Source organism: Treponema vincentii F0403 (genome assembly GCF_000412995.1).
Lineage (GTDB): Bacteria > Spirochaetota > Spirochaetia > Treponematales > Treponemataceae > Treponema > Treponema vincentii.
The window spans coordinates 95,460-113,063 of sequence record NZ_KE332513.1; the positions used below are offsets into that span (position 1 = coordinate 95,460).

Here is a 17,604-nt window from a genome sequence, read left to right on the forward strand (position 1 = left end):
GAATGCATACCGCCACACTTAATGATTCAGAAATTGCCGAACGGGTCGCAATCTTAAAACGCTTTCGTTCGCTGCTAGAGGAGCAGCGGCTTAAATTCCGCGAATACCTCACGGTATTGGAAAAACAAGAAAAAAGTATTTCCGCCGAAAATACTGAAGCCGTCCTACAGCACACCGAGCTGGAAGAGTCTATCATTGCCGAAATATTCACTATCCAAAAAGTAATCGATCCGCTGGAATATATGTACGCCAATATCTGCAAAAATACGGAACATTCGGACATTCCGCATCTTAAAACGGATTTGGATGACTTACAAAAAAGAGTTTTGGCTCAAAATAAAAAAAATCGTGAGTTGTTGCAGACGCATATCACCGGTTTACGGCAGCAAATTGCATCTCTAAAACGGCCTTATGCGCATAAAGAAAGTATCTATGCAGGTACTGCCCGTACCGCTACCATCGTCGATTTCAGCCTATAGATTTTAATCTATACTTGAAGCATTCGACCTTATGCGTTGCACCCTTTGCACGGTACATATCCTATGAATATTCCTTTACCGTCACAGCATCAGGCAAAAGAAAAAAGCCCGGCGGCGTATACCCGGAAAATCGGCAGCTGCATGACCTATCGATCGGATATTGTATGGATCGATATTACCGATAAGAGTCAAGACATCCTTACGCTGATAAAAACTCACAAGAACATTGAGTATTTTCCGGTATGTGCAAGCAAAATCGATGCGGTTATCGGAATTGCCGGAGCCCGGGACTATTTACAGAGCAGGCTGGAAACACCGCCGCCTAATTTACAAAAGATTTTAACCAAACCGCTGTTTATTCCCGAATCTCAGACCATCGAGCATACGCTTGAATTACTTAACGAGCATAAGGCAAATGCTGCCTGCGTTATCGACGAATACGGCGGAATCGAAGGCTTTGTAACAAAAAACGGATTATTGAATAGCTTGTTTAATAGAAGCGTTCAGACAACAAGCAATACCGAACGGCAAACCGCTACGCAGGCTGACGGCAGCATCATCGTCAATGCGCAGATGAGCCTTGACGAAGTGCAGGCACTTCAACTTTTAGAAGATATGGAACGCTCCCCCGCCGAAGAATATTACACCCTTGCCGGTTATTTACTTGCACACTTTGACGCTATTCCCCAACCGGGAGACAGCATCGACACCGGTTCTTACATCTGTACAGTGCTTAGCATGAACGGGCAGCGTATCGATCAGGTCGCAATAAAAAAGAAAAACTAAAAAGAATACTCCAAAAGTCGGCTGCTTTTTCGGATAAATATCTAAGGCGAAGGCTTTATTTTAGGTACTGTTTGTGGTAAACTATATAAGTCTCTAATGTTAAAGAAACATGAGGCATTCTTCCTCAGCGTTGCCGAGGAAGGCCGCCCTAAATATTCCTTTTTGGACGGCATGTTTTACAAAATGGTATGTACAAGGAGCTACAGTATGAAAAAGATCGGTGTTGTCGGCGCGGGTACGATGGGGCAAGGAATTGCCGCCTCATTCGCTTCGAGCGGATATCAGGTTACGGTGTGCGATATAAAAATCGAATGGGCACAATCGGGAATAGATAAAATTGCAGCAAATTATGATAAATTAGCTGCGAAGGGCAAAATGACGGCGGAAGCTGCCGCTACCGTAAAAGGTAATCTAAAAACGGGCGTATACAAAGATTTAGCCGACAGCGATTTAATTGTCGAAGCCATATTGGAAACAAGCGAAGCTAAAAAGACACTGTTTACCGAATTGGACGGAATTTGCAAAGAATCGGCTATTTTTGCAACAAACACATCTTCTTTATCCGTTACGGAAATTGCAAAAGGGATTAAGCACCCTGTCATCGGTATGCACTTCTTTAATCCCGCCGATAGAATGAAATTGATAGAAGTTATTTCCGGGCTCAATACGCCGGTTGAAGTAAAAAATACCATCATAGAAACGGCAAAGACTTTGGGCAAAACGCCGGTTGAGGTGCACGAAGGTCCCGGTTTTGTAGTAAACCGCATCCTTATTCCTATGATTAATGAAGCCGCCTTTATCCTGCAGGAAGGTATTGCCAGCGCCGAACATATCGATACGGCAATGCAACTCGGCGCAAATCACCCGATGGGGCCGCTTGCCCTCGGCGATTTAATCGGCCTCGACGTTGTATTAGCTATTATGGACGTATTGTACCGCGAAACGGGCGACAGCAAATACCGCTGCTGCACACTGATTCGTAAGATGGTACGCGGCGGATTACTCGGCCGCAAAACGGGAAAGGGTTTTTACGATTATTCAAAGTAAAAAGTAGGAATAGCAGATGAACACAGTATTATTTCATATAGACGGTCATATTGCGACAATCACCATTAACAAACCGCAGGTTTTAAATGCATTGAGTACCGAGGTATTGACCGATCTTAAACAGGTATTGGATGAGATTGAAAAAATAGAAAATATTTATGCGGTGATTATTACCGGAGCCGGGGAAAAAAGCTTTGTAGCGGGTGCAGACATCGCAGAGATGAAGGATAAAAACCCTAAACAAGCGACCGAATATGCCGAGTTTGCCGACGGAATATTTTTCCGCATAGAAAACTTCCATTGTCCCGTCATTGCCGCGGTGAACGGTTTTGCCTTGGGAGGCGGCTGCGAGCTTGCAATGGCCTGCGATATCCGCATTGCATCCGAAACCGCACGGTTTGCTCAACCCGAAACAGGCTTGGGAATTACGCCGGGATTCGGCGGTACTCAACGTCTTCCGCGGTTAGTCGGTGCGGGGCGTGCAAAAGAATTAATCTACACCGGCCGTACGATAAAAGCGGACGAAGCGCTCGCAATCGGTCTTGTCAATAAAGTAACAAAACCGGAAGCTTTAATGCAGGAAACCCTCGCCATGGCACAAACCATCTGCCAAAAAGCGCCTTTTGCCATTAAAAAAGCAAAGGAAGCCATCAACAGAGGTTTGCAGGTAAGCATCGACAAAGCAATCGCCGTTGAAACGGAAGAATTTGCGCAATGTTTTGCAACGGAAGACCAAAAAATGGCCATGACCGCTTTTGTCAAAAAAGAAAAAATCGAAAAATTTAATAACCGCTAGGAAGAGTTATGGATTATAGTTCGTTATATAAACAAAAACTGACCACTGCGGAAAAGGCCGTCCAAGCGGTCAAGTCGGGTGATTGGGTCGATTACGGATGGGGGAACAACACCCCCGCCGCATTCGATAAAGCATTTGCAGTACGGCTGCCTGAGCTTGAGCATGTTCATATCAGAGGCGGAGTTGTTCTGAGGGAACCGGAAATCTTTAAAATAAAAGATCCTCAGGCTCATTATACGTGGAATTCTTGGCACATGTCGGGTTATGAACGTAAAACCATTACGGCAGGTTTCGGCTTTTATATTCCGCTCCGCTATTCCGAGCTGCCGCGCTGGTATTACGAAAACATTAAGCATCTTAACGTATCGATTTTCCAAACAGCGCCGATGGATAAAGACGGCTTTTTCAATTTCGGGTTGAATGCCTCTCACCTAAAAGCGGTTACGGATTGTGCAGATATCGTTATTGTAGAAGTCAATAAGAATATGCCGAACTGCGTGAACAGTGTCGATGACAAGATCCACATTTCCGATGTCGATATGATTATCGAAGGTGATAACCCGCCGATAGACGAATTGGTCGATAAGGGAGAACCTACCGAAGTCGATAAGGCTGTCGCAAAGCTCATCATCGAAGAAATTCCGAACGGCGCATGCCTGCAGCTCGGTATCGGCGGTATGCCCAATACGCTCGGTGCGATGATTGCAAAATCCGATCTAAAAGACCTCGGCGTGCATACGGAAATGTATGTCGATGCTTTTGTCGATATTGCCAAAGCGGGAAAAATCACCGGCGCAAAGAAAGCAATCGATCCGGGGCGGCAAGTATTTGCATTTGCTGCAGGTACCAAAAAGCTCTACGACTATGTAAATAACAATCCGGCATGTATGGCGGCGCCCGTCTCCTATACGAACGACGCACGGGTTATTGCACAAATCGATAACTTTATGTCCATCAACAATGCCGTGGATATCGACTTGTTCGGTCAAGTAAATGCCGAAACATCGGGAACCAAGCATATTTCGGGAGCGGGCGGACAACTCGACTTCGTCTTGGGCGCTTATCTATCTAAAGGCGGAAAAAGCTTTATTTGCTGCTCTTCAACCTTTAAAGATAAAAACGGAGCGCTTTCTTCCCGTATCCGGCCGACACTTGCGCCGGGTTCCGTTGTTACGGACACCAGAGCCAATGTTCATTGGTTTGTTACCGAATACGGAAAGGTCAACTTAAAGGGATTGTCGACGTGGCAGCGGGCAGAGGCCTTAATTTCGATAGCCCACCCCGATTTTAGAGATCCTTTAATCGCCGAAGCGGAAAAACTCCATATCTGGAAACGATCCAATAAACGGTAGGGAACGGGGCTGTCTCAAAAGTTGGTTACTTTTTAGACAGCCCCAAGCCCGATGGTTTTCTTTCTGTGCGGAATTTCGTAAGTATAAGGTTCGTGTTTATCGCACACCAATTGTACCCAATATAACAAAATTTCGCGCAGGTTTTTAAAAAAAAGGATAAAGAGTATGCAAACAATTAAAAATATAAAAGCAGTTTTTTTTAGTCCTACGGGCAACACCAAACGGGTTGTTGAATCGATTGCCGGACAGTTGGCGCAAAAGCTTTCCGTGCCGGCCGAATCGGATGATTTTACGCTGCCTGCCGCCCATGCTGATACCAGAACGTATTCGGCTGAGGATTTGGTCATTTTCGGCGTGCCGACTTATGCAGGGCGCATCCCGAATAAGGTATTGCCTTTTGTGCAAAACTTGTTTAAGGGAAACGAAACGCGCGCCGTAGCGGTGGTTACCTTCGGGAACCGCAGCTTTGACAATTCGTTAAGCGAACTGCACAGTGAATTGGAAAAGAATAACTTTTCGGTAGTTGCCGCCGGCGCTGTAGTATGCAAGCATGCATTTGCCGAGGTAGGCATTGGGCGGCCGGATATCTCCGATGAGGAGCGGATAACTGCTTTTGCCGAAGAGGTTTTTGAAAAACTTCAAAAATCCGGCGGTTCTCTGCCCAATGCCTCAATAAAAAAGAACGAAGCGCTCACCGCCTACTATGTACCGCTCGGCACCGACGGAAAACCGGTTAATTTTTTAAAGGCAAAACCGGTTACTGATAAGGCAAAATGCGACAACTGCGGCGTTTGTGTAGACGTATGCCCGATGGGCTCTATCGATAAAAACGATGTATCCTTAGTTCCGGGCATCTGCATAAAGTGTCAAGCGTGTATTGTGTATTGCCACACAAAAGCAAAATCATTCGACGATCCGCTATTCCTATCGCATAAAGCCATGCTGGAACAAAACTATACGCGCCCAGCCATCTCGGAATTTTTTTCCTAACCATAAGCCGAACAAACGTATCAGACGAGCAAATATAAATCGCAAAATCAGGAGATTAGGCAAGCATTTGAACCGTCTTCAACTGTTGTACATCCGTATACCTCTCTACCGATATACATCCTTGTATATCGGTAGAGGACAAGTTTTGTTCCAAAACTTGTTTCTGACCTATCCCACGCCCATCCTTGGGCGTATTGAAGGCGTGTTTTGTGAGCGCACAAAACATCGCTGCTGCGTGGAACCACCGCCTTCCTTCTGCGAAAAATTTTTAAAATTTTTCGCAATTTATTTCCAAAGCCGAATAAACGTATCAGGTGAGCAAATATAAATCGCAAAATCAGGAGATTGGGCAAGCATTTGAACCGCAAAGAGGTTCAACTCTGCTTGAACAGTCTCCTGATTTTGCGGGGATGTAAAAAACGGCCTGATACGTTTATTCGATACGCTTTATTTTTTCTTCAAATACTTTACGCTGTCGAGGGCAACGGCGGCGATGATGATAAATCCCTTAAACACAAACTGCAAGTTGGTGTCAATGCCGAGGAAGGTTAAGCAGTAGGTTAAACCGGTAAAGATGATAACGCCGAGCACCGCGCCTTCAAGCTTACCGATACCTCCGTTGAACGAGATACCGCCGACTACGCAAGCAGCGATAGCGTCAAGCTCGTAGCCCTGTCCGGTACCCGCGCTGGCATTCGCCTTAAACGCCTCGAAGAAGGCGCCGAAGCCGTAGAAAATACCCGCCATGATAAACACGCTCATCGTTACCTTGAATACGCTGATGCCGCTCACGCTCGCGGCTTCGGCATTGCCACCTACCGCATACATGTTTTTGCCGAGTACAGTCTTATTCCAGATAAACCATGCAACCGCAATCGCGATAACCGCCGGGATAATCAGCTTAGGGAACGTTACCAGTTCTCCATTCACTACGCCGAGCACCCACCGGCCGCCGAAAAAGTCCTTGATACCGGCGTCGATGGACCCTACCGGCGTACCGCTCGTCCCGAAGAACAAAAGCCCGTAGATAATCAGCTGGGTTGCAAGCGTCGAAATAAAGGGGTGAATTTTCAGCCATGCGGAAAAGAAGCCGGCAAACGCGCTGAACACAACGCATAAAATGATGGAAATACTCACGGAAAGCAGTACCCGTATCGGCATCGCAATCGCGGTAAAATCCCACGGCCCCATGCCGAAGAACGTTACGATATTCTGCCCCGGATGGAGAATTAAACCGGTAACAACCGCACCCATTGCAACCATACGCCCGACGCTCAAGTCCGTACCGGCAAGCAGGATGAGCCCCGCAACCCCCAGCGCGTAGAACATACGCACCGACGACTGTTCCAAAATCGTCAGAATATTGGAAATGGTCAACAAATTGCCGCTTCCCGACAAGGGAGCGACGATAATACACACCACAAAGAAGATAGCGATGGCAATGTACAACCCGTTTGCCAAAAAGAACTGCGCCGGGGTAAACTTATACGCATAATCTTTAAAACCCAGCACAAAGTTTTCTGAAAAACTCGTCTTACTGTTGCGCAGATGGATATTTTTCTGTACCCGGTCGACATATACCTGATGCTTTGCCGTTTTGCACTTTCCGAGTGCCGTTTCATAATGATTTTTTGCATCGAACAGCGCGGATTTAAGCGCATTCCCGGCAGCGGTAAGCTCCTGCTGCAGTTCCCGCCGGTCTTCTTCCGATGTTTTACCGGCAAAGGCTGCGGCAATATCCTGCTTCTTTTTTTCAGCTGCCTCGGTAATGTTTTGCACCTTTGCGGCATATTCCTGCTTATGGTGTTCCGCTTTTTCGTCCTCGCTCTTTTTTACTTCCTGTTCAAACGCCGCGGCAAGCGCATTAACCCGCTGAACCGCCTTATGCGTCAGTTCTTTATCTTCATCCTTATGCTGCGCCGCAACGGTTTTAGCATCTTCAATCTGTTTTTGAAGCCCTGCAATCCGGCTTCTTTTTTCTTCGGCGCTCAGCAATTTATTCTTACGGATAGCGGCAATCTCCTGCATCACTGCGGAAATCTTATTCACTCCCCCAGCCCGTAATTCATCCAGCCGCTTCGTATATTCCGACAGAACGGCATCTTCCGCTAAAAGTTTCGCAGTATCCGCCTGCGCAATTTGTTCCGCAGTAAACGTATACTGTGTAAGATTTTCGGGTGTGTCTTTCATCCTAACCTCCGGTATATTTCCGTATTCAATCGTGTTTATAGATACCGAGCGGAAAGCCGCAACAGCGCTTCCTGATCGGTGGTGGCGGTATCGACAATACCGGCAAGGCGGTAGTTCGACATAACGGCAATGCGGTTGGTAATGCCCAAAATTTCCGGCATCTCGCTCGAAACAACGATAATCGTCTTTCCCGCCTTTGCCATTTTAATAATCAGCTGATAAATTTCGTACTTAGCGCCGACATCGATACCACGGGTCGGTTCATCCAACAGCAGAATATCGGGCTGGCGTTCAAGCCATTTGCCGATAATCACCTTCTGCTGATTACCGCCGCTCAGTGCGCTGATCAATTCATCCGCAGAAACACACTTTGTGTGCATAGTCTTTATTTCACGGTCGGCCGCCTCCTGCATTTTACGGTTTGACAGCACACCGAATGTTTTATAGGTTTCGATATTTGCAATAACGGTATTAAATTTGATGGAAGCCTTGCCGAACATACCGTTGAACTTCCGCTCCTCGGTTACGGGCGCAAAGTTATAGGCCATCGCATCCTTTGAATTGGAAAAATGGAGCTTTTTACCGTCAAGGATCATCTCGCCGGAAGCAACGGTCCGCAAGCCGAAGATGCTTTCCAAAAGTTCGCTCCGTCCCGCTCCTACAAGACCGTACAGCCCGAAAATTTCTCCCTTTTTTACCGTAAAGGAAATATCCTTTAGCTGCGGCTCATACCGAGTGGAAAGATTGCGTACTTCAAAGTAGTCGTCGCCCACCGTATTGTCCACATCGGGGAAACGCTTTTCGAGCGAACGTCCGACCATCGCCGAGATCAATTCATTCATATTTGTGTCGTGAATATTCTTTGCAAGCGTCAACCGCCCGTCGCGCAGCACCGCTACTTCGCTGCATATCTGAAAGATTTCATCCATTTTATGCGAAATATAAACAAACGACACGCCCCGCTTGCTTAACGTCCGTACAATCGAAAACAGTTTAATCACTTCCGGCTCGGTTAAAGAAGAAGTCGGCTCGTCCAATACAATCACCTTCGCATTATACGAAACAGCCTTTGCAATCTCCACCATCTGCCGCTGCGAAACCGACATCGTACGCATAATCGTGCGGGCATTCACGCTCATCCCCAGCGAGGCAAAAAGCGCATCGGTATCCTTCTGCATCTTTGTCTCATTCACCGCGCCGAACCGAACGGGATATCTGCCTAAAAAGAGATTATCCATCACCGTACGGTCAAGGCATTGGTTCAGCTCCTGATGCACCATCGCCACGCCGTTTTCCAGCGCATCCTTGGGAGACTTAAAATCGATCAACGTATTGTCAAGAAAAAAACGCCCTTCGTCCTTCGCATAAATACCGAACAAGCACTTCATCATCGTCGATTTTCCGGCGCCGTTTTCTCCCATCAATCCGACTACAGCGCCTCTTTTAACCGTCAAACTGATATTTTCCAATACCTTGTTCTTGGCAAAAGACTTTGAAAGATTTTTAATTTCCAGTACCGTGTCTTCCATAACTATTCCTTATATGGTTTTCGTTTTCGGAGTAGAAAGCTCCCCGTACAGCACATCCGATAACTTTTTTAATTCTTTTATACCTTTGATACATTCTACGGTAAGCATTGATTCCGCCATAAGACAAGATATATCGAATGACGGAAAGCACTACTTGAAAAGAAAACGGTAATGCATAACGCATCATCTTCTGAAAGTTACGCATTACCGGTTATACATTGCCAATTATTAATACTTCAGCTTGCCGGTGTAGTCTGCGCCGGAGTTGGTCTTTACCATATTGACGGCGAATGCGTCAAAGTTATTCAGGTTGGTAAAGCGATCCAAGCAGCTGGATTCGTTTTGTCCGTCGCCCTGTACGATTGTCAGGTCGAGGTTCAAAAGCGGTGCATAGTATTTCAGTGCCGGCACATACGAAGAAGAAAGGAAGTTGTCGGCAGAGTTGTAGATTGTCAACAATACCTTTTTCTTATCGGCCTGTGTCTGCTTGATGCCTGCGTCGCGGCTGCCGCCGGAGTAGTTCTGCCAGTTTTCGGCATTTACACCTGAGTTTTCAGCCATGATAGCTTTTACATCGCCCCAGTACTGTACGGGTGCGGTAATCTTGTTGCCGTATTTGTCGGCGACGGAGATACCCTGCGTATATACGGCTTCTCCGGTTAAACCGTCGAGCAAATTGCGTAATACCTGCAATGTTGCAGTCGCCTGTGCGTCTACGTTCTGAGAGACGGTACCGGAAAGTTTGCCGCTTCCGATTGCTTCGATAGCGTCTGCGTTTGCGTCATAGCCGAAGATCGGAACGCCTGCCGGATAGTTTGAAGCCTGTAAACAGCCCATTGCCATACCGTCGTTGTTAGAAACAACCATGTCGATCTGGTCTGCAAATTTGGTTGCCCAGCCGCCCATCGCTTCGGTAGCGGCATTTGCGTTCCACGTTGAACCGTCGGTTCCGGTCATAGCTTTTCCTTCAAGCTCTACTACTTTTAATGTCTTTCCTGCAATAGTGATGGAACCGTCCTGCACAACGCCCGGGTCGGTAGAACCTGCCCATGTACCGAGCGCCCGTCTGATACCTTCCGTTCTCGCCTTGGAATCGTTATGGCCTACGTCTCCGATGCAGAGCACATAGCCTAAAACACCGTCGCCGTTGCGGTCAATCGAAGCGTCAGCCTTTGCAAGGAAGTTCATAATCAGTTCCCCTTGAACGGCTCCGCCGCCTGCAGCGTCAAAACCGACATAGTAGGTTTTGTCGTTCCAGTTCATCGTCGTCATGTCGATTGCACCGGTCGTCGGATCGGACGGCTGCCGGTTAAAGAACACAAGCGGCTTATCCTTATTGAGCGTTGCGGCAGTCTTTCCTCCGCAGCTTGCAAGGACCAAAAGGCTGCACGCCAGTACAGCCAATACAACTTTGTAAGATACTTTTGAAACACAGTTCATCGTTATCTTCCTCCTCAAAATAAGTCGGTACCATGATATATCGGTGCTGCAAAATCCGCCGTCAGCCGCTCATACGGATAGATACAACTGATAAGGACTTGCGGCACACTACCGGTACCGTTTCGTATTATACTATATGAATGCAAATTTTTCAAAACTTTTTGTCCATTTTTTTCATTTTTAATGCTCAAAATACGGATTTAGTACCCACAATACAGGCGTATTTCAAATAGCGTCCGCTTCGTTTGCCGCGTGGATATAGTCTTTTTTACGATAAAAGGATATATTATATCTAAGGAAGACTTCTAAAAACCGAAGTTTTTAGAAGTTCGCATTAGTAGTGTTCCCTACAGTTATGGGATGAACAAAGGCGGTTTTGTATGGATAATCTGAAAAAAAACTTATCGGATAAGAAAAAAGAGCGGGAAGATTTACAAACAATGCTTAATTCATTGTATAGAGAATACGGCGAAACGCAATTTGAATATGTTTCGCAACGGAAAGAAGCTCTTCCGCATATTGACGAACAAGATTTTGAAACATGGAAATCGCTGAGAGAAGACCGGCAAAAAGATGCGAATACCATTTTAAGCATCAAAACGGCACAATCACGGCAAAGCGAATTAAAAGCGTTCTACAGTGAAGTTGATAAAGTATTACACGATCAACAGCGTGCATATCAAAAAGCGCGGGATAATTTTATTCTGCTTTTCTTCCAAACCTATCAACACACCTCTTTACCGTCTATCGAGCAGATTGTTCAAGCCATTAAACCGGTACAGGAATCCATCGAAAAAACACAACAGGAAAAACAGGCCGTTGAACAGCAAAAAAACGACGCTCATTTTTTTAAAAAACTAACGTTGAGCCCCCAATTGCTGTCGTTAAAAGGGAGATTGAATAGCCTGCAGAAAAAAATGAATGAGCAAATCATTGCAGCCGGAGATGAACTTCTAACGGATGATATTATAATGGAAGCACGCGGCTCAGCCTTTCCGGAACAGCTTGAACCTGCATATATTGAGCTTAAAGCAATCGTTTCCAAGCAGGACGAAATGGAAGACAGAAAAGAAACGCTGGATACCGAACAGAAAAAACTTGAAGAAACTTTAGCGGAATGCGGCGTTACGGATAGCCCGCAAAAGCGGATCAATATGCTAACGGATATGATAAAGGATACGGATAAAAAGATTGAAGAAGCCGAAAGACAGCAAGGCATGCAATACAGCAATGTTTTTTATACTGATGCCGGTCAACGCAATGGAGAAGCATTGACTGATGTACCGGAGCTGTTTAAACCGTATTTGGAATCTATTGCGGAGTACCGTGTAAAACTTGAAAAAAACGCGATCGATATTGAATACACAGAAAATGAGATTGCGCGTAGCAGCGAAATGCATAAAATAGAAACGTTACAAAACGCTATCTCCGGATACAAGGACAGTATTGCTCAATACGAAAAGCTCATCGAAACAGCACAACGGGACATTGCACGTGCGGAAGAAATAAAACAGGGACTTGAGGAAAGAAATAATGAGCTGAAACCTCAAGGTTCTGCGGACTGAAGGGAAATTCGGCTGATAGGGGCAAGTTCCCACTTTTTCGGTTTAAAGAATCCCCGCGCATATACAGCACCGAAACCCGGTTCATAAAGATGGATTTTCCGTACTTGCTTTGTGATGTTCCATTTTTTGATATACATACCGTAAGATTCCAGAAAATTGAGCGGTTCCAGCTTAGTAAAACCGCACCGGGTGTCATAAGCAGCTGTTGCAATTTCAATGTATACACTGTAGGGAGCATCAAGTTCCATCTCAAGAGGGTTCTGGTCTTGAGTAAAGCACGCTCCAACTTGTACGCTCACGATATTATCTATCGGTAAGAGTACCTCAACAGGATATCCTCCATAGCCGAATGAGATCCGTGCATTACGGAGTATTTCCCCCGAAATTTCAAGCCGCTTATTGTTCGGAGCAAGATAGCGGTACATACAATCGATCAATTCAAATAAGTTAATACTTGTATCTGCTGCTGTGCTGAGTATGAGTTCTATATCATTCACCGTTGAATGATATAGAACATTCTCCGGTATCGGCATGGCTGAAATTACTTCTTTAATGGCAGGATACGCCTCATCGGCACTCATTCCCGCCAGCTGAAAAGAAGAGAAAGAAAAAAGAAATAAGATAGGCAATAGCTTTTTAAACATTATCAATAAAATCCTTTATTTTTATTTACGGCAGTGTCCATTCTATTTTTTTTGTTTCGCGCTGCTCGAAAGCTTCGGCAAGCAGCGGCATGATGTTTATCCGTGCAAAGATATCTTCGGCGTCTTGCCGCCGCGTATGCAGCACCGGATGTTTGGGAGAAAACAGCACACAGCAATCTTCATACGGCAAGATGGAAGTTTGGTATGTCCCGATATCGACCGCGTACCGTATAATCTCTTCCTTGTCCATACCGATAAGCGGCCGCAGAATGGGAAGTTTTGCACAGCCGTCGGTAACGGTAAGGTTTTCGATCGTTTGGCTTGCGACCTGCGCAAGGCTTTCGCCCGTAACCAAGCACTGGGCATTGATTTTTCCGGCGAGCATCTCCGCGGTGTGCATCATACACATACGGAGCAGCAGCGTCAAATACGGTTCCGGCACCGTCCGCTTTAAGTGCTGCTGTACCTTGGTAAACGACACAACGGTCAAGTATCCGCCGAGTCCGTACCGAGCCAAGATGCCGGCTAAGGTTTCCACCTTTTGCTGGGCTTCCGGCGACGTATACGGATGGGAGTGAAAGTATACGTAATCAACCTTCATACCGCGGAAAAGCATTTTGTAACCGGCGACGGGAGAATCGATTCCTCCCGACAACAGCAGCAGCGCCCGCCCCGAACAGCCGCAGGGGAGTCCTCTCCGGGCGGTATGCTCCACGCCGTAGATGAACGCCTGCTTTTCGCGCACCTCGATGCTGATGACCGCGTCGGGGTGATGCACATCGACGGTCAAAATCTTCGCCGTATGGATGGTTCCGCCTACTTCCCGCGCAATATCGTAAGAGGTAAGCGGAAATTGTTTGTCGGCACGGCGGGCTTCAATTTTAAAGGTGCGCGCCCCTTGAGCCTGCAGTACGCAGGCTTCGGCAACAGCCGTCGCGGAAATAGCTTCGAGCGTTTTATCCGCCGGCTTTGCCTGCGCCCAGCTTGTAATGCCGAAAAGATGATTCAAAGCCGCTTCCACCCGCGGCTGCAGGGACACATCCGCCCGTACATACATCCGTCCGGCGCGCACCTGTACGTTCGGCGGTGTTCCGTCAAAATAGCTTCTAAAGTTTTGCGCAAGCCGCCGCTCAAAATCCTTTAAGTTCCCTTTTTTAAGATTTATCTCTCCGATTTTTGCCAGATAAAAAAGTTCCGCCATGTCAGTCTCGTTAAACCTCCGTTACATTATTACATTGCTAAATTGTGCCCGCAATGGCGGTGCCGAACGTAATTGCATGGTCGAGGGATACCAAATCAAAGTAGATGCCGCGCTCTTGCGTAAGCGCCGTGTAAAGGTGCGCAATGACGGCTTCGTGCAAATGGTGCGTTTTAAAAAACGTTGTTCCCTCTGCGAGGATACAGACGGGCAAAGCGGGATTTTTCCCCTTGCCTGTTTTAATGACAGCAGCCGCGATATTGCCCGCAGCGAGCCGCGCCGTACGCATAATCACCGCATCCAATATCCGGTAGAGTACCTCGCGGTCTTCTTCCGTGCCGCCGGCTAAAAGAAGCCCCAACGGAGTTTGGTCTGAATACGGCGCCTGCAAAAAGCGGTTCACATCGATGAGCGGAATGTCGGCAACGGCAGCAAGGGCTTTTTTGACGCCGGCGGAAAAAAGATTATCCGCAGCGGCTGCCCGTATCATCACCGAAGCAACCGATCCGAGGTAGGCGCCCGAGCACATTTTTTCAAACCAAAACATCTGCGGCTGGTCGGTTTTTTTGGTAAACGCTTCGTCAAAATCGCTGCGGGGCTGTTTGTTCGACTTTCCCGACTCGCAGACGACAATCTGTGCGGGCAGCGTTACGGTACCGGCGCTGTTCGATGCAATTTTAGGGATGTCTTGATATTCGATATATGCGGCGTTCATTCCGGTTCCGAGGATAAACCCTACATACGAATCATACTTTTTCCCGCCGACGGCAGTAGAGGCTCCTGCGAGGAGCGCCGCAACCGTATCGTTCAAAAGCACAATGCGTTTCAGCTTATTCCAGCCCCGCCGCATCAGCGCCGCCTCCAGAGTTTGACCGACTAATGAGCCGATTACTTCGGGTGCTTTGATCTCTTTGGAAAATTGCAGCACTTCGCCGTCGCCTGCAGGGGTAATTTTTATCGCATACGAAAAACAAAAAGCGATGGGATCCGCCGCATTCTTTAAATGATCTAAATAAGAAGCGATCGTCTCAAAAAACTCCGCTTTGGAATATTCCCGATCGGTTGCCGGCATCGGTTTCCGTTCAATCTGACTAATAGACGGAATGCTGTTTTCGTCAAAGGTAACCAAACATGAGCGGAAATTGGTTCCGCCCGCATCGATAACGATAACCGACGTATTCTTAGGCGGCTGCTGAGGAGGCATAAACCACGTCGGTATCATATCCAGTGCCGGCCCCGTACCGACGGGAATAGCCGGATACTGTTTAAGGCCTTCTTCCATGTCGTAAAGCAGCGTATCGATAACCGTATTGACCGTAGGGCCTTCCCCATCAAAATTATGCCGGCCGAAAAACGCAGCAACTGAATGCCGAATGTCCATTGTAATGCCTCCCGATAAATTCATGGGGATGTCTCAAAAGTTGGTTACTTTTTCGACATCCCCGCGAGTTTAAAACTAAGTCTTTATAAAGTAATGACTTAGTTTTAAACATCGCATCTAAATCTAAGGAAACTGTCCAAAAACTGAAGTTTTTGGACAGCTCAAAGCATCTCTAAAAACTAACCGAGTTTTTAGAGATGCCCATTCTATAATAGCGGAATGCTCTGCCCAGCGCACTGTGCCCGCATGTCGTCGGGCCATACCGAAACCTGCGTTTCGCCGATATGCGCTTTCCGCAAGAAAAACATACAGAGCCGCGACTGCCCGATCCCTCCTCCGATGGTTTGAGAGAGTTCCCCGTTCAGCAGCTTGGTATGAAAGAACAACGATGCCCGTTCCATGCACTTGCGGGCAGCAAGCTGTTGCCGCATCGTTTCGGGACTTACCCTGATCCCCATCGACGATAGTTCAAGCACATCCCGCAATACGGGATTCCACACCAGCAAGTCTCCGTTTAACCCGTGCCGTCCGCCGCCGGTTTCGGTAATCCAGTCGTCATAGTCGGGCGCGCGGCCGTCGTGCGGTTCTCCATTTGCAAGCGGAGCGCCGATACCGATTAAAAAGACCGCACCGTGCTGTTGGGTGCATTTCCGTTCCCGTTCCTTTGCGGAAAGGTGCGGATATTGCGCATAGAGGTCTTCCGCATGGATAAAGGTAATATGATTCGGCAAAATCGGCTCGATTGCGGAATAGTTATCATAGATAAAAAACTCGGTACATTTCAGGCAATCGTATATTTTTTCTACGGTTGCTTTTAAAAACTCAAGAGTTCGGCAGGATTCCTCCATTGCAAGCTCCCAGTCCCACTGATCGACATACAGCGAATGAATATTATCGAGCTCCTCATCGGCACGGATCGCATTCATATCGGTATAAATCCCAAAGCCGGGCTGTAATCCCATTTCCGCTATTTTAACACGTTTCCATTTTGCAAGCGAGTGAACGATTTCAAGCTCCTGTTCGTTCATGTCCTTTACCGGAAAGTGAACAGCCCGTTCTATACCGTTCAGGTCGTCGTTTAACCCCTTCCCTCTTGGTACAAAGAGCGGCGCCGTAACACGGGTTAAATGCAGCCGTGTAGACAATGTAAGCTGAAAAAAGTTTTTAATACGGATGATAGCCTGTTCCGTTTCTTTACCGCTTAAAATCGGCCGGTAGTGCTCCGGAATATAAAGGTGCGACATAAACTTTAACTTTCCTTAGGGCGCCTTTAAAAGTTAATTTGATTTTTAGAAGATGCCCGACGAGAGAATATGCCAATCTATCTTTTTTTTGAGGAAAAAACAAGAGGACAGCCGCCTCGCACAGGAGAAAGGTAACCGCTTAAAGTATTTCCGGTACGGCTAGTATGCATATAACGATTTTCTTGACTGAAACCGGTAAAAATGCAATACTTATTTCGATTTTATAGGTATCTTCTAAAAGCTTCGGTTTTTAGATCTTCCCTTATACCTTTTTATAGGAGAAATATAATGAAGAAAAGCATTTGTATCCTTTTTTTGCTAACGGTATTTTCGGTAGGTTTTTTATCTGCCACCGTAAAGATGAACCTTGAGCTCGGCCCGGTGTATACCTATTTCGGTAGCAGTGCGTCTTTCGACGGCGGGCACAAATCATGGACAACCCATACCGGTGGTGTGAACATACTCTTCGGAGTCGAATTCGTCAAAAATTTCGGAGTATACGTAAACGCAAACCTTGCGTTCGGAAAGGAGTATTGGGATAAGTTTTCATCAAAGAAGCACTATTATGGAGACTTGGAAGAGGTAGACTTGACGTATGCAATCGACAGCCAGTTCGGGTTTTTCTATGTATTTCGCCCCATAAAAAAACTGGATCTTACACTCGGCGCCGGAATCGGCATCGGCGGGAGCGGATATAAGCATACATACGCTAAGGCTTCCTCAATACTAAACGCGGAACGATCGCAAGCCAATATCGGCGGCGGGATAAATTTTACCGTTTCCTATATGTTTACTAAAATGGTCGGAATCTACGGCGGTGTGTCGGATACTTTATATGCCCCCGTATACATAAAATACAGCGACGGTAAAACCAAGCCAATAGAAAGTACAAACATATCCGGAAAGATTGCCAATTCATTCAATATCAAAGCCGGTATTCAATTAGTCTTTTAAAAATAAAAA

At 46.7% G+C, this 17,604-nt stretch carries 15 protein-coding genes; 8 read left to right on the plus strand and 7 right to left on the minus strand.

Features of this window, described 5'->3' with window-relative positions; all coding sequences use genetic code 11:
- Positions 1–2: 2 nt before the first annotated feature.
- From HMPREF1222_RS11190 to HMPREF1222_RS11215, 6 genes are all read left to right on the plus strand, one after another.
- The gene (locus HMPREF1222_RS11190; RefSeq protein WP_006189033.1) at positions 3–479 is read left to right on the plus strand and encodes a hypothetical protein; all 477 of its coding nucleotides are present in this window, start codon (positions 3–5) and stop codon (positions 477–479) included.
- 63 nt (positions 480–542) lie between these two features.
- On the plus strand, positions 543–1,265 hold the full coding sequence (locus HMPREF1222_RS11195) for a transporter associated domain-containing protein (RefSeq protein WP_016519491.1): 723 nt from the start codon (positions 543–545) through the stop codon (positions 1,263–1,265).
- A 207-nt stretch (positions 1,266–1,472) separates the two neighbouring features.
- Positions 1,473–2,312, plus strand: a complete 840-nt coding sequence (locus HMPREF1222_RS11200) for a 3-hydroxyacyl-CoA dehydrogenase family protein (protein WP_016519492.1) — start codon at positions 1,473–1,475, stop codon at positions 2,310–2,312.
- A 16-nt stretch (positions 2,313–2,328) separates the two neighbouring features.
- A complete protein-coding gene (locus tag HMPREF1222_RS11205) occupies positions 2,329–3,108 on the plus strand; it encodes an enoyl-CoA hydratase-related protein (RefSeq protein WP_016519493.1) in 780 nt (259 codons plus the stop codon).
- Between the two features lie 8 nt (positions 3,109–3,116).
- Complete coding sequence (locus HMPREF1222_RS11210) at positions 3,117–4,460, plus strand: butyryl-CoA:acetate CoA-transferase (protein WP_016519494.1); 1,344 nt, start codon at positions 3,117–3,119, stop codon at positions 4,458–4,460.
- A 165-nt stretch (positions 4,461–4,625) separates the two neighbouring features.
- Positions 4,626–5,450 (plus strand): EFR1 family ferrodoxin, encoded by an 825-nt coding sequence (locus HMPREF1222_RS11215; protein ID WP_016519495.1) that lies wholly within the window; start codon positions 4,626–4,628, stop codon positions 5,448–5,450.
- Positions 5,451–5,897: 447 nt separating this feature from the next.
- Here HMPREF1222_RS11215 and HMPREF1222_RS11220 read toward each other — a convergent pair whose 3' ends face one another.
- The 3 genes from HMPREF1222_RS11220 to HMPREF1222_RS11230 form a co-directional block, all read right to left on the minus strand.
- On the minus strand, positions 5,898–7,640 hold the full coding sequence (locus HMPREF1222_RS11220) for a galactose/methyl galactoside ABC transporter permease MglC (RefSeq protein WP_016519496.1): 1,743 nt from the start codon (positions 7,638–7,640) through the stop codon (positions 5,898–5,900).
- A 35-nt stretch (positions 7,641–7,675) separates the two neighbouring features.
- On the minus strand, positions 7,676–9,169 hold the full coding sequence (locus tag HMPREF1222_RS11225) for a sugar ABC transporter ATP-binding protein (protein ID WP_016519497.1): 1,494 nt from the start codon (positions 9,167–9,169) through the stop codon (positions 7,676–7,678).
- Positions 9,170–9,397: 228 nt separating this feature from the next.
- Positions 9,398–10,609 (minus strand): substrate-binding domain-containing protein, encoded by a 1,212-nt coding sequence (locus HMPREF1222_RS11230; RefSeq protein ID WP_016519498.1) that lies wholly within the window; start codon positions 10,607–10,609, stop codon positions 9,398–9,400.
- A gap of 380 nt (positions 10,610–10,989) precedes the next feature.
- Here HMPREF1222_RS11230 and HMPREF1222_RS11235 point away from each other — a divergent pair, with 380 nt between their 5' ends.
- Positions 10,990–12,174: a hypothetical protein gene (locus tag HMPREF1222_RS11235; RefSeq protein WP_016519499.1), complete on the plus strand. Its 1,185-nt coding sequence runs from the start codon at positions 10,990–10,992 to the stop codon at positions 12,172–12,174.
- Here the strand turns inward: HMPREF1222_RS11235 and HMPREF1222_RS11240 are convergent.
- From HMPREF1222_RS11240 to asnA, 4 genes are all read right to left on the minus strand, one after another.
- The gene (locus HMPREF1222_RS11240; RefSeq protein WP_006189045.1) at positions 12,156–12,818 is read right to left on the minus strand and encodes a hypothetical protein; all 663 of its coding nucleotides are present in this window, start codon (positions 12,816–12,818) and stop codon (positions 12,156–12,158) included. The two genes, HMPREF1222_RS11235 and HMPREF1222_RS11240, sit on opposite strands and share 19 nt — an antisense overlap.
- A 25-nt stretch (positions 12,819–12,843) precedes the next feature.
- A complete protein-coding gene (gene thiI, locus HMPREF1222_RS11245) occupies positions 12,844–14,019 on the minus strand; it encodes a tRNA uracil 4-sulfurtransferase ThiI (RefSeq protein WP_016519500.1) in 1,176 nt (391 codons plus the stop codon).
- 37 nt (positions 14,020–14,056) lie between these two features.
- Positions 14,057–15,397 (minus strand): hexokinase family protein, encoded by a 1,341-nt coding sequence (locus tag HMPREF1222_RS11250; protein ID WP_016519501.1) that lies wholly within the window; start codon positions 15,395–15,397, stop codon positions 14,057–14,059.
- Positions 15,398–15,603: 206 nt separating this feature from the next.
- A complete protein-coding gene (gene asnA, locus HMPREF1222_RS11255; protein ID WP_016519502.1) occupies positions 15,604–16,641 on the minus strand; it encodes an aspartate--ammonia ligase in 1,038 nt (345 codons plus the stop codon).
- A 288-nt stretch (positions 16,642–16,929) separates the two neighbouring features.
- Here asnA and HMPREF1222_RS11260 point away from each other — a divergent pair, with 288 nt between their 5' ends.
- Positions 16,930–17,595: a DUF2715 domain-containing protein gene (locus HMPREF1222_RS11260; protein ID WP_016519503.1), complete on the plus strand. Its 666-nt coding sequence runs from the start codon at positions 16,930–16,932 to the stop codon at positions 17,593–17,595.
- Positions 17,596–17,604 lie beyond the last annotated feature (9 nt).

Bases quoted from the DNA above. Each gene is read 5' to 3' on its own strand.
- HMPREF1222_RS11190 (WP_006189033.1), top strand. From the start codon at position 3: ATGCATACCGCCACACTTAATGATTCAGAAATTGCCGAACGGGTCGCA.
- HMPREF1222_RS11195 (WP_016519491.1), top strand. From the start codon at position 543: ATGAATATTCCTTTACCGTCACAGCATCAGGCAAAAGAAAAAAGCCCG.
- HMPREF1222_RS11200 (WP_016519492.1), top strand. From the start codon at position 1,473: ATGAAAAAGATCGGTGTTGTCGGCGCGGGTACGATGGGGCAAGGAATT.
- HMPREF1222_RS11205 (WP_016519493.1), top strand. From the start codon at position 2,329: ATGAACACAGTATTATTTCATATAGACGGTCATATTGCGACAATCACC.
- HMPREF1222_RS11210 (WP_016519494.1), top strand. From the start codon at position 3,117: ATGGATTATAGTTCGTTATATAAACAAAAACTGACCACTGCGGAAAAG.
- HMPREF1222_RS11215 (WP_016519495.1), top strand. From the start codon at position 4,626: ATGCAAACAATTAAAAATATAAAAGCAGTTTTTTTTAGTCCTACGGGC.
- HMPREF1222_RS11220 (WP_016519496.1), bottom strand. From the start codon at position 7,640: ATGAAAGACACACCCGAAAATCTTACACAGTATACGTTTACTGCGGAA.
- HMPREF1222_RS11225 (WP_016519497.1), bottom strand. From the start codon at position 9,169: ATGGAAGACACGGTACTGGAAATTAAAAATCTTTCAAAGTCTTTTGCC.
- HMPREF1222_RS11230 (WP_016519498.1), bottom strand. From the start codon at position 10,609: ATGAACTGTGTTTCAAAAGTATCTTACAAAGTTGTATTGGCTGTACTG.
- HMPREF1222_RS11235 (WP_016519499.1), top strand. From the start codon at position 10,990: ATGGATAATCTGAAAAAAAACTTATCGGATAAGAAAAAAGAGCGGGAA.
- HMPREF1222_RS11240 (WP_006189045.1), bottom strand. From the start codon at position 12,818: ATGTTTAAAAAGCTATTGCCTATCTTATTTCTTTTTTCTTTCTCTTCT.
- thiI (WP_016519500.1), bottom strand. From the start codon at position 14,019: ATGGCGGAACTTTTTTATCTGGCAAAAATCGGAGAGATAAATCTTAAA.
- HMPREF1222_RS11250 (WP_016519501.1), bottom strand. From the start codon at position 15,397: ATGGACATTCGGCATTCAGTTGCTGCGTTTTTCGGCCGGCATAATTTT.
- asnA (WP_016519502.1), bottom strand. From the start codon at position 16,641: ATGTCGCACCTTTATATTCCGGAGCACTACCGGCCGATTTTAAGCGGT.
- HMPREF1222_RS11260 (WP_016519503.1), top strand. From the start codon at position 16,930: ATGAAGAAAAGCATTTGTATCCTTTTTTTGCTAACGGTATTTTCGGTA.